Origin of the sequence: Methylobacterium gregans (genome assembly GCF_022179245.1) — a bacterium.
GTDB classification, from domain to species: Bacteria; Pseudomonadota; Alphaproteobacteria; order Rhizobiales; family Beijerinckiaceae; genus Methylobacterium; species Methylobacterium gregans.
Genome location: NZ_BPQM01000174.1, coordinates 1 through 10,769, shown reverse-complemented (window position 1 = coordinate 10,769; position 10,769 = coordinate 1). Strand labels below are relative to the sequence as shown.

At 73.3% G+C, this 10,769-nt stretch carries 9 protein-coding genes and 1 pseudogene; 6 read left to right on the top strand and 4 right to left on the bottom strand.

Annotation, left to right across the window (positions count from 1 at the left end; genetic code table 11):
• From MFF54_RS26340 to bcsN, 3 genes and pseudogenes are all read left to right on the top strand, one after another.
• Positions 1–192, top strand: a pseudogene (locus MFF54_RS26340) (glycosyl hydrolase family 8); the annotation flags it as partial.
• On the top strand, positions 177–2,204 hold the full coding sequence (locus tag MFF54_RS26335; RefSeq protein WP_238307148.1) for a hypothetical protein: 2,028 nt from the start codon (positions 177–179) through the stop codon (positions 2,202–2,204). The pseudogene MFF54_RS26340 and the gene MFF54_RS26335, both read left to right, overlap by 16 nt.
• A complete protein-coding gene (bcsN, locus tag MFF54_RS26330; protein ID WP_238307147.1) occupies positions 2,201–3,235 on the top strand; it encodes a cellulose biosynthesis protein BcsN in 1,035 nt (344 codons plus the stop codon). The genes MFF54_RS26335 and bcsN overlap by 4 nt, the downstream gene beginning before the upstream one ends.
• A gap of 10 nt (positions 3,236–3,245) precedes the next feature.
• Here the strand turns inward: bcsN and MFF54_RS26325 are convergent, their stop codons facing one another.
• Positions 3,246–3,923, bottom strand: coding sequence for an RraA family protein (locus tag MFF54_RS26325; protein ID WP_238307146.1), 678 nt, complete (start codon positions 3,921–3,923; stop codon positions 3,246–3,248).
• A 95-nt stretch (positions 3,924–4,018) separates the two neighbouring features.
• On the opposite strand from MFF54_RS26325, the gene MFF54_RS26320 reads away from it, so the two are divergent.
• Positions 4,019–5,335 (top strand): MFS transporter, encoded by a 1,317-nt coding sequence (locus MFF54_RS26320; protein WP_238307145.1) that lies wholly within the window; start codon positions 4,019–4,021, stop codon positions 5,333–5,335.
• A 17-nt stretch (positions 5,336–5,352) separates the two neighbouring features.
• Here MFF54_RS26320 and MFF54_RS26315 read toward each other — a convergent pair whose 3' ends face one another.
• Complete coding sequence (locus MFF54_RS26315; protein WP_238307144.1) at positions 5,353–6,864, bottom strand: D-alanyl-D-alanine carboxypeptidase family protein; 1,512 nt, start codon at positions 6,862–6,864, stop codon at positions 5,353–5,355.
• Positions 6,865–7,126: 262 nt separating this feature from the next.
• Between MFF54_RS26315 and queE the strand changes: the two genes are divergently transcribed.
• Positions 7,127–7,759: a 7-carboxy-7-deazaguanine synthase gene (gene queE / locus MFF54_RS26310; protein WP_238307149.1), complete on the top strand. Its 633-nt coding sequence runs from the start codon at positions 7,127–7,129 to the stop codon at positions 7,757–7,759.
• Positions 7,760–7,814: 55 nt separating this feature from the next.
• On the opposite strand, the gene MFF54_RS26305 is transcribed toward queE, so the two are convergent.
• Together MFF54_RS26305 and MFF54_RS26300 are read right to left on the bottom strand one after the other, a co-directional pair.
• A complete protein-coding gene (locus MFF54_RS26305; protein WP_238307143.1) occupies positions 7,815–8,363 on the bottom strand; it encodes a GNAT family N-acetyltransferase in 549 nt (182 codons plus the stop codon).
• A 167-nt stretch (positions 8,364–8,530) separates the two neighbouring features.
• Positions 8,531–9,697 carry a type III PLP-dependent enzyme gene (locus MFF54_RS26300; RefSeq protein WP_238307142.1) on the bottom strand — a complete coding sequence of 389 codons (1,167 nt, stop codon included), beginning with the start codon at positions 9,695–9,697 and terminating at the stop codon, positions 8,531–8,533.
• 826 nt (positions 9,698–10,523) lie between these two features.
• Between MFF54_RS26300 and MFF54_RS26295 the strand changes: the two genes are divergently transcribed.
• Positions 10,524–10,769: GNAT family N-acetyltransferase (locus MFF54_RS26295; protein ID WP_506289945.1), on the top strand; the 246-nt coding region annotated here is incomplete at its 3' end.

The window sequence follows — 10,769 nt, the reverse complement described above, 5'->3', positions numbered from 1 at the left end:
AAGCCGGTGGAGTGGCTGAGCGAGCCGGGCTACACGGCGCTGCCCGCCCTCGTCGCCTGCGCGCGCGACGGCACGCCCTTTCCCGAATCCCTGCGGACGGTGCAGGACAACCAGAACTACTATCCGACGACCCTCCACCTGCTCGCGCTGGCCGCGGCCCGGATGCGCTACCCGTCATGCCTCAGATCGTGACTCCACGGGCCGGCCTCGCCCTCGCGCTCCTGCTCGCCGCGGCGGCTCCCGCCGCCGCCCAGGGAGGCCCCTCGGCGAATCCCGCCGCCCGTCCTGCCGCCAGTCCCGCCAGCAATCCCGCCGGCAATCCCGCGACCGGCGACGCAGCCCCGCGCATCGTCTACGGCGACGGCGCCCGCGCGCCCGCCATCCTCGTCGACCCGGAGACCTCGACGGCCCCCGGCATGGTCGACGAGAGCGCGCTCCGCTACTACGCCTCGCAGAAGCAGACCGCCCGCATGAAGGCGGAGATCGCCCGGCTGAAGCGGCTCTACCCGGGCTGGACCGAACCCGCCGACCTCGACAGCCTCCAGCCGAGCCCGCCCGAGGAGGCCCCGCTCTGGGACCTCTTCACCGCCGGCCGCTTCCAGGACCTGCGCGCCGCGATCAACGCGCGCCGCTCGGTCGACGCCGCTTGGCAGCCCTCGGAGGAGCTGGCGCGCAAGCTCCGCCGAGCCGAGTTCCGCAGCAGCGTCCGGGCGTTGGGGAAGAACCCCGAGGAGGTGGCGGCCCTCTACCGCGCCGACCCGGGCGCGCTCGATCCCGCCGACGTCGAGAGCATCTGGACGATCGCGGACGCGCTGGCCACGGCCGGTGCGGCGGAGGACGCGTTCAACCTCTACAAGTCCGTGCTCGACGGCAGCGGCGATGCCGGCGCGCGCCTCGCCACGATCCAGAAGGCGATGGCCCATATCAAGATGGATCAGGCCGAGCGCCTGATCGCCATGGGCCGACGGGATCCGGGGCGCCAGGATGCGGAGGGCGCTTCCGAGTTCGACGCGATCCGCCTCGACATCACCCGAGCCCGCATCGCCGCCTTCCTGCACGACGAGCCGGCCCAGACCCCGACGCTCGCCGACCTCACCGCCTTCCAGGCCTATGCCCGCAAGAGCGGCGACCCGAGCCAGACGGGGCTGCTCGGCTGGTACGCCTACAAGCGCCGCCAGTTCCGCGAGGCGCTCGAATGGTTCAAGCAGGCCATCGCCCGCGGCGGCGACGCGATGGTGGCGCACGGCCTCGCCCACACGCTCCGCGAGCTGAACATGATGCGCGAGGCAGAGGAGGTCGCCTATGCGTGGCGCGACCGCTTCGTCGGCAACGAGCTGCTGTTCATCGACATCCTGGAGCGCAAGCTCACGCTCGCCAACCCGCCCTTCATCGAGCCCGCCCGGATCGAGCGCTACGCCAAGGTCGTGAACGCCACCGCCTCCGGCGAGGGCGCGCAGGGGCTCGCGTGGTACGCCTACAATTCGTGCCAGTTCGACGCGGCCCTCGAGTGGTTCGGGCGCGCCGTCGCCTGGCTGCCGGGCGAGAGCACGGTGTTCGGCTACGCGCTGACGCTGCAGCGTCTGAAACGCCAGCGGCCCTATCTGGAGGTGGTCAACCGCTACGACGGGCTGTTCCCGAAGGTGGTCGACATGCTGTTCCGCGAGGATCCGGGCGGGCCGCCCCTGCCCTGCGCGACCCAGCCGCCGCCTGCCCAGGGCAACCGGGCCGCGCCGCGGGCGGAGCCCGCGAAACCCGACCCGCAGGCCTCCTACGGCCGCGTGCCCCGGCCGGACGCTGGCGCCCGGGGCGAGGCCGTGCCGCCGGCCGTCCAGCGCAACGAGTTCCCGATCGCCGTGCCCCTCGACAACCCGCTGCGCTATCCGCCGGCCTCGGTGCAGCGCGCGCTCGCCGAGGCGCCCGCGCCCGGCACCTACGCCCGAGAGCCCGCCACGCAGAGCCCGCCCCTGGTGGCCCGCCGGGTGCCGGGCGCGGGCACGATGCCCTACGAGCGCTACGGCTACACGCTGCTGCCCGGCTACAACGGCCTCGACAAGCCGGAGACGCTCGGGCCGCCGCCGCAGGGCACGCTCTGGCAGGACCAGCAGGCCGAGCGCGGACGCAGCGCCGCCGAGGGCGACCGCTTCACCGTGCCGGGCCGCGCCACCTCCGAGCGTTCGGCGGCGAACGACAAAGGCTATCCGTGACACCCGGACTCCGCGTCCTCGCCCCGCTCGTCGCCCTCGTCCTCTCGGCCGCTCCGGCGGCCCAGCCCGCGGCGGCCCAGCCGGTTCCGGCCCTGCGCCTGCCGGGCGCCGGCCCGGTCGAGGCGGTGATCGAGACGCGCCTGCGCGACGGCTTCGACCAGCGCATTCGGTACGCCGGCGGCGACGGCCGCAACCACGCCGAGATCGCGCTGCGCAACGAGACCGGCGACCTCCTGCTCGCCTTCCCGCCCCGGCTCGCCAAGCCCAGCCAGTTCGGCATCGAGGGCGAGATCGCCGTGCGCTTTCCCGGTCAGGTCCTGCGCGTGCAGACCGTGCCGCGCCGAAACGTCTACGGCCCGGTCGGCATCGCGATCGGGGCCGACTGCCTCTACGCGTGGCAATGGTTCGAGCGGCCGGCCGCCGGGGCCCGGGTCGCGAGCGGCGGGCTGTTCGGCCCCCTGTCCGCCGCGACGACCGGCCGGCGCGCCCTGTCGCTGCGGATCCGGCTCTGCCGCACGGCCGAGGCCAGCCTCGCCGACCTCGTCGCGGCCGTCGAGCACATGACCATCGCTCTGCCGGGTGCTCCGGGCTTCGCCGGCCCGGCTCCGTCGGCACCGCCCCGGAGCATCCGGCGGAAGCCCCGCCCCGCGCAGGCGGCCCGGCCCAGACCGGCCCCGCCGGCGCCCGAGGCGCGTCCGCGGCCGGAGCCGCGTCAGGAACCCGCTCCCGCGCCGACCCCGCCGCCCGCGGCCCGGCAACAGCCCGCGCCTCTGGTGCCGCCGCCCCCGCAGCCGACGCCCAACGATGCGGGCCGGCGCTACCTCGCCCCGACCGGGCCCGAGCCCCAGGCTCCGGCCGCCCAGCCCGCGCCCGCCCCGGGCACGCAGCGCTACATCACCGAACCGCCGCGCTCCCCCGAGACGCCCGGCCCGATGCCGAGCCCCGCGCCCGGCCGCGGAACGGGCGAGAGCCTGTCGCGCGATCTCCCCTCGGAAGCCTATCGCCCGCCCCCGGAGCGCGGGGGCCGCTGAGCCCGCGCATCTACGTCACGCCGTCGACCGCGGCCGCGATCCCGAACGTCTCGCACACCGAGCGGCCGGCCGCGAGGCTCGCCTCCCACTGCGCCTCCCGGGCGAGCTTCGCCTCCGCGTCGCCGATGCGGCCCCGCACCGTGGCGGGCGAGAGCGCGACGAGCCCGTCGTCGTCGCCGATGATCAGGTCGCCCGGCGCGACGAGCCGCCCCCCGACGACCACCGCCGCATTGACCGCCCCGCGCTCGGCGGAGGCCGGTCCGCGCGGCGTGATCGACCGGGTGAAGACCGCGAGATCGGCCCAACCCGCCAGCACCCCGACGTCGCGGATCGCCCCATCGCAGACGAGGCCCGCACCGCCCCGGCGGCGCAGGTGACCGCCCACGATCTCGCCGATCATCGCCGTCTCGGGTCGCCCGCCGGCCGCGATCACCAGGACGTCGCCCGGGCCGATCCGCTCCACGGCGTGCAGCACCGCGCCGAAATCCGGTGGCTCGCAGAGCGCCGTCACCGCGCGGCCGAACAGGCGCGGCTGGCGCCCCGGCGGGTTGAGCGGCCGGATCGCCGGGTCGATCTGGTCGGCCCCGCGAGCGAGGTCGGCCGCGACCGCGACCGGTACCGCGCGCCAGCGCGCGATCTCGGCCTCTGTGAGTTCCCCCTCGGGTGCGGCGTGCAGCGTGACGGGCATGGGATCTCCGCTTCGTCAAAGGCCAAGCTGCTGTAAGAGAGCGCGGGGCCCGGCCTAGCGCGCGGCCTCGCAGCATGACGCGGGCGGACCATACCATGACAGGCTCGGCCAACTCCCTGGACGCGGCCCTCACGCGGATCGGCACGGGCCGGTTCCAGGCGCGGCTCCTCGGGATCTTCGGCCTCGTCTGGGCGGCCGACGCGATGCAGGTGCTGGCGATCGGCTTCGCCGCTCCGACGCTGGCGAAGTCGTTCGACATCACGGTGCCGCAGGCGATCCAGGTCGGGACCGCCTTCTTCCTCGGCATGATGCTGGGAGCCTGGGGCTTCGGGCGCCTCGCCGACCGGGTCGGGCGGCGCGCGGTGCTGATCGGCACCGTGCTGGCGGACGCCGCATTCGGTCTCGCCTCGGCGCTAGCGCCCGATTTCGCGAGCCTTCTCGTGCTGCGCTTCCTCACCGGCGCCGCGGTCGGCGGCACCCTGCCGGTCGACTACGCCGCCATGGCCGAGTTCCTGCCGGCCGCCCGGCGCGGGCGCTGGCTCGTGTTGCTCGAAGCGTTCTGGGCCGTCGGTACCCTGGCGCTGGCGCTGGTGAGCTGGGCCGCGGCGGCCTGGGGCGGTCCGGACGGTTGGCGCTGGATCTTCGCGGCCACTGCGCTCCCGGCGCTCGTCGGCGTCGCCCTGCGCTTCTGGGTGCCGGAATCACCCTACTTTCTCTGGCGTCGGGGCCGGCTCGACGAGGCCGACCGGGTGCTCGCCCGGATGGCCGCGGCGAACGGGCGCCCTCATCAGGCCGGAACGCTTCGGCGCGACCTGGAGACCGCTCCGCGCCCGCGGCTGCTCGCGGCACCCCTGCGGCGGCCGTTCCTGCTGATCCTGGCCGTGTGGCTGCTGGTCTCGATGGCCTATTACGGGCTGTTCGTCTGGCTGCCGGCCCAGCTCGCGGCCTCGGGACTCGGCTTCCTGCGCGCGCAGGGCTTCCTCGTGCTGGTGGCGCTCGCCCAGCTCCCCGGCTACGCGCTCGCCGCCCACGGGGTCGAGCGCTGGGGCCGGCGGCGCACGCTGATCGGCTTCCTGCTGACGGCCGCCGCCGGTTGCTTCCTCTACGTCGCGACCGCCGATCCCCTGGTGATCTCGGGCGCAACCCTGCTGATGAGTTTCGCCATGCTGGGCGCCTGGGGGGCACTCTACGCCTTCACGCCGGAGCTTTTCCCCACCACGGCGCGCGCGACCGGCATGGGCGCGGCCGGGGCGCTCGCGCGCGTCGGGGGTCTCCTCGCCCCCTCGGCGCTCGGATTCGTGGTGGCGGTGAGCTTCTCGGCGGCGATCGCGCTGTTCGCGGTGCTGCTCGCGCTCGCCGCCCTCGCGGTCGCGGGGATCCGCGAGGAGACGCGCGGGCGGGTCCTGACCTGAGAAGGTAGTGCCCGCTCCTACTCGTCCGCCTTCTTGGAAGGCTTACTCACTGCCTTGGCCTGCTGCGCGGGCTTGGCGGAGGGCTTGGCGGAGGGCTTGTGGGCCGGCTTCGCCTTGGCCGCCGGAATCACGGGGGTGTCGGCAGCCGTAGAGGTGTAGGCGGTCGCGCTCTGCGGGATGCCGGATTGCGGCTTGCGGGCGGCCGCCTTCGGTGCCGCCTTGGCGGCGACGGCGGCGGGCTTCGGCTTCGCCGGGGGGTTGGCCGCCGCGTTTGCCCTGGCCTCGGCGGCACGCTCCTTCGCCTGCGCGAGCTTGGCCGCCCGAGCCTCCTGCGCGGCTTCGCGCTTGGCCTTGGCGGCCTCGAGCTTGGCGGCGCGGGCTTCCGCTGCGGCAGTCTTGGCGGCGTTCTCCTGCTCGGCCAGCAAGGTCTGGCCCTCGGCCGGGCTGCGCCCGATCCAGACCGCGATCGGCTGCAGCGGCGCCCGCGGCGGCAGCGCCCGGTTGCGGACCGCGGCGGTGCTGAAGGCCGCCATCGCGGCGGCCGGCGAGGTGGCGGCGGTCTGGCCCATGAACTGGGCGATGGCGCCCTCGGCCCCGTTTCCGGCGATGGCGCCCGGCCCCTCGTCGATCGCCGGCGCCTTGCGGCCGCCGCAGATGTAGGGCCGCATGTCGGGCGGCGTTGCGCTCACCGATGCCGGCAGCGCGTCGAGGTTCTGGCTGGTCCAGCCGGTCGACTGGCCGAAGGCGTAGTCGAACAGGTCCGCGGTCTTCAGGTCGCGCTCGCGCGCGCTGGGCTGCCCCATCACCACCGCGATGATCCGGCGCCCGTTGCGGGTCGCGCTCGCCACCACGTTGAAGCCGCCCGAGCAGATGAAGCCGGTCTTCATCCCGTCGGCGCCCGCGTAGCGCCCGAGCAGGCCGTTGTGGTTGGCCATCACGGCCTTGCCGAATTGGATCGCCGGGATCGAGAACAGATCGCGGTTCTGGGGAAAGTCGCGCATCAAGGCGCGGGCGAGCACCGCCATGTCGCGGGCCGAGGTCCATTGCCGAGGGTCCGGCAGGCCGTTCGGGTTGTACCAGCGGCTCTCGTGCATGCCGATGCGCCGCGAGGTTTCGTTCATCATGTCGGCAAAGCCCTCGACGGAGCCGCCGAGACTCTCGCCGATCGCCCAGGACACGTCGTTGGCCGACTTGACCATGATGATCTTGAGGGCGTTGTCGAGGGTGAGCTGGGTGCCCGGCCGGAAGCCCATCTTGGATGGCGGCTCGGCGGCGGCAGCCGGCGAGATGGTGATCAGCGTGTCGAGGGAGGCGCGCCCCTGCCGCACGAGATCGAGGGCGACGTAGGCGGTCATCAGCTTGGTGATGGAGGCCGGGTACCACGGGTCGGTCGCGGCCTGCCCGTAGATCACCTTGCCGGACTCGGCATCGACCAGCAGGATCGGCGCCGTAGCGGCCTCGGCCGCACCGACCAGAACCGCGAGCGCCGCGACCGCCCCTGCGAGACGCTTCAGAATTCGATTCGACATCCGGCCTGACTTCGGTGTGGAACGCCGTGGCGACGCCTGAGACCCGCAGCCCTCTTCGCACCGCCAAAAACACGAGGCGGAGGTAGGACGTATCGGCTGTCCGGCGAGCCCGGTCGAACGGAACTGCACCCCGGAGCCGTTCAACGCGGCCACCGTGGCGAGAGCATGGCGCGCCCGCGATGGCGCATCCAAGCCGGGACGCTTATCTGTGCGGCTTGTGCACCGCGTAAACGGACGATCGCGGGGGCCTCACGGCGGGATGATGGCGTACGCGGTCAAGGAACTCTTCCACACGCTGCAGGGCGAGGGCGCGCAGGCGGGCCGCGCGGCGGTGTTCTGCCGGTTCGCCGGCTGCAACCTCTGGTCGGGCCGGGAGGAGGACCGGGCGAGCGCCGCCTGCCGCTTCTGCGACACCGACTTCGTCGGGCTGGACGGGCCGGGCGGCGGGCGCTTCGCCGACCCGGACGCGCTCGCCGAGGCCATCGCCCGGACCTGGGAGGGCGGCGCACACGCGCGCTACGTCGTCTTCACGGGCGGCGAGCCGCTGCTGCAGCTCGACGAAGCCCTGATCGCGGCAGTCCACGCGCGCGGCTTCGAGATCGCGGTCGAGACCAACGGCACGATTCTGGCGCCCGAGGGCATCGACTGGATCTGCGTCAGCCCGAAGGGCGCGATCCCGCTGGTCCAGCGCGGCGGCCACGAGCTGAAGCTCGTCTATCCGCAGGCCGAGATCGATCCGGCCGCGCTCGCCGACCTGCCCTTCCGCCACCGCTTCCTCCAGCCGATGGACGGCCCGGCCCAGGCCGAGAACACCCGCGCCGCGGTGGCCTATTGCCGCCGCGACGCGCGCTGGCGCCTGTCGCTGCAGACGCACAAGATCCTGGATATTCCGTAGGCCGATACGCAGCTACTCCCTCCCCGGGAGAAGGGTTTGGCAGAAGCCTCAGCCCTCACGCAGCGCGTCGTCGCGCCACCTCGGCGTAGGTCTCCACCGCCGGCACCGGGGCGAACGTGCCGGTCGGACGCAGGATGCCCTGGGCACCGGCCAGCGCGCCGGGGCGCAGTTCCAGCCCGAGGAAGCGCGCGCGCTCGAACGGGCCCGGCATCGCGAGGTCGGCCGCCATCGCCCCGTCGAAGCCGAAGCGCACGTAGTAGGGCGCGTCGCCGACGAGCAGCACCGCGCCGTGTCCGAGCGCCTCCGCCCGGCCGAGCGCGGCCTGCATCAGCACGCTGCCGAGCCCCTGGCGCTGGATCGCCGGATCGACCGCGAGCGGGCCGAGCAGCAGCGCCGGGCAGCCGCCCGCATCGACGCTCCACAGGCGGACGGTGCCGACGAGGCGGCCGGCGCGCGTCGCCGTGAAGGCGAGGCCGCGCGCGGGCAGACGCCCCTCGCGCAGGCGCTCGGAGGTCTTGGCGAAGCGGTTCGGCCCGAAGCAGGCGTCGAGCAGGCGCTCCCGCGGCGCGACGTCGGCGGCGTGCTCGGCGCGGATCTCGATCATGACCGATCATCCCCGGAGGCAGGTGAAGGGGGCGTGGACACGAGGCCGCCCGGACCGCGAAGCGCGGCCGGACAGGATCTGCAAGGCTTCGCCGTTCGGGGCGAAACGTTGCCGTTCGGGGGTTGAGAACCCGTGAGCGCGGCGCGCGTTCCGCGCGCCGGCGCAGGTCAGATCACGATCTGGCGCAGGGGCGGGAAGCCGTTGAAGGCCACCGCCGCGTAGGTCGTCGTGTAGGCGCCCGCGCCCTCGATCAGCACCTTGTCGCCGATCGAGAGGGAGACCGGCAGCGGGTAGTGCTGCTTCTCGTAGAGCACATCGACCGAGTCGCAGGTCGGGCCCGCGATGACGCAGGGGCTCATGCGGTCCGCGTCATGTTCCGTGCGGATCGCGTAGCGGATCGACTCGTCCATCGTCTCGGCGAGACCGCCGAACTTGCCGATGTCGAGATAGACCCAGCGCACCTCGTCCTCGGCCTGCGACTTCTTCGAGACCAGCACCACCTCGGCCTCGATCAGGCCGGCATTGCCGACCATGCCGCGGCCCGGCTCGATGATCGTCTCCGGGATCTGGTTGCCGAAGTGCTTGGTCAACGCGCGGAAGATCGCGTCGCCGTAGCTCTCCACGCCCGGGACCGCCTTGAGGTACTTGGTCGGGAAGCCACCGCCCAGATTGACCATCGACAGGCCGATGCCCCGGGTGGCGCATTCCTGGAAGATCGTCGCGGCGGAGGCCAGCGCCCCGTCCCAGGCCTCGGTATTGGCCTGCTGCGAGCCGACGTGGAACGACACGCCGTAGGCGTGCAGGCCCGCCCGGTGGGCGTGCTCCAGCACGTCGACCGCCATCTCGGGCACGCAGCCGAACTTGCGCGAGAGCGGCCAGTCGGCGCCCGCGCCGTCGCAGAGGATGCGGCAGAAGACCTGGATCTCGGCCGTCTCGACGCTGGCGGCTTCCGCGGCGCGCGCGATCTTGTCGGCCTCGACCTCGCAATCGACCGCGAAGAGGCGGATGCCGAGCTTGAGCGCGCGGACGACGTCGCGCTCCTTCTTGATGGTGTTGCCGAAGGAGATGCGGTCGGGCGAGGCACCGGCGGCGAGCGCCATCTCGATCTCAGCGACGGAGGCCGTGTCGAAGCAGGAGCCCATCTCGGCGAGCAGGCGCAGCACTTCGGGGGCGGGGTTCGCCTTCACGGCGTAGAACACACGGGTGTCCGGCAGCGCGCGGGCGAACGCGGTGTAGTTGTCGCGCACCACCTCAAGGTCGAGCACCATCACCGGACCCTCGTCCTGGCCGAGGTCGCGGCGCACGCGCAGGAAGTCGCGGATACGATCGGTCATGAGCGTTCCCCAGCACAAATCGGCGGCGCCCGGGTCCGCGGGCGCACGTTATCGATGCATGACGGCCGGCAGGCCGTCGGCGTCAGGGGGCGATACGTCGCGACAGCCGCACGCGTTGGAGACGCGCGGATGGTCGCGGGCGCAGAGCACCCGGAAGCTGCCGTGGATTGGTAGGGGAAACCCCAACCGCACGCCGGGCAAGGATAAACAAGCCTCTTCGGTGTCGGCCTTTGGAGGGCCGACGAGACCAAAAAAGCCCGTTCGTCGTTGCTTTAAGCTGCGTCCCCCGTGGAGAGCGGGGTTCGCCGGTTTCGCCTCCGGCTGTCGGTTGTTGTCGGGGTCTGGTGTCGCCACCCGGATGCCGGCCGTAGGGATCCACCCTTGCGACCATCGATCCTTTAAGACCCCTGGCGGCTGTCCGGCAGTTGACCGGATGCCCACCAACCGACACGCGGCCACAGGCACGTGCGAAATTGGGCAGGGGCGATATACGGCCGGTGCGCCCGCGCGACAAGGCGCCGAGCTGTGATTTGCGGGCGAAATCCACCGCCGGCGCGGCCTGTTGCACAAACGCCGCGCCGCGCCCGTGCGGGCTTCCCAAACGGACGGCGCGCGGGCATGTCCTGCACGGCGACTTACGTGATCCCCGACCAGCCGAGCGGTCCGGCCGCGACCGGCGCACGCTCCGGAGCTTGAGCGAATCCATGGCCTGCCCGACGATGCCGCCCGTCCGCATGACCGCTCCGGGACGCACCCGGTGAGCGCAGCCCGCTCGCACACGACACCGCGCCCGGCCGACACGGGCGCGGAGCGTGCGGCGACGCAGATCGTCCTGCGCCCCGCTCGGCGCGCCGACCTCGACGCCCTCGTGGCTCTCGAACACGCCGCCTTCGTCACGGACCGGGCCGAGCGCCGGGCGATCCGCCACGCGATCGACTCGCCGACCATGAGCGTTATCGTCGCGCTGGCGGTCGAGGACGGCGAGGAGGTGCTGGTCGCGGCGGCCGTGCTGGAGCGGCGCCGATCAAGCCGCATCGCCCGCCTGTCCTCGATCGCGGTGGCGCCCGCCCGC

Excerpts from the sequence above, each read along its gene's own strand:
- MFF54_RS26335 (WP_238307148.1), top strand. The coding sequence starts at position 177 with ATGCCTCAGATCGTGACTCCACGGGCCGGCCTCGCCCTCGCGCTCCTG.
- MFF54_RS26325 (WP_238307146.1), bottom strand. The coding sequence starts at position 3,923 with ATGCCCGTCACGCTGCACGCCGCACCCGAGGGGGAACTCACAGAGGCC.
- queE (WP_238307149.1), top strand. The coding sequence starts at position 7,127 with ATGGCGTACGCGGTCAAGGAACTCTTCCACACGCTGCAGGGCGAGGGC.
- MFF54_RS26300 (WP_238307142.1), bottom strand. The coding sequence starts at position 9,697 with ATGACCGATCGTATCCGCGACTTCCTGCGCGTGCGCCGCGACCTCGGC.
- MFF54_RS26305 (WP_238307143.1), bottom strand. The coding sequence starts at position 8,363 with ATGATCGAGATCCGCGCCGAGCACGCCGCCGACGTCGCGCCGCGGGAG.
- MFF54_RS26320 (WP_238307145.1), top strand. The coding sequence starts at position 4,019 with ATGACAGGCTCGGCCAACTCCCTGGACGCGGCCCTCACGCGGATCGGC.
- MFF54_RS26315 (WP_238307144.1), bottom strand. The coding sequence starts at position 6,864 with ATGTCGAATCGAATTCTGAAGCGTCTCGCAGGGGCGGTCGCGGCGCTC.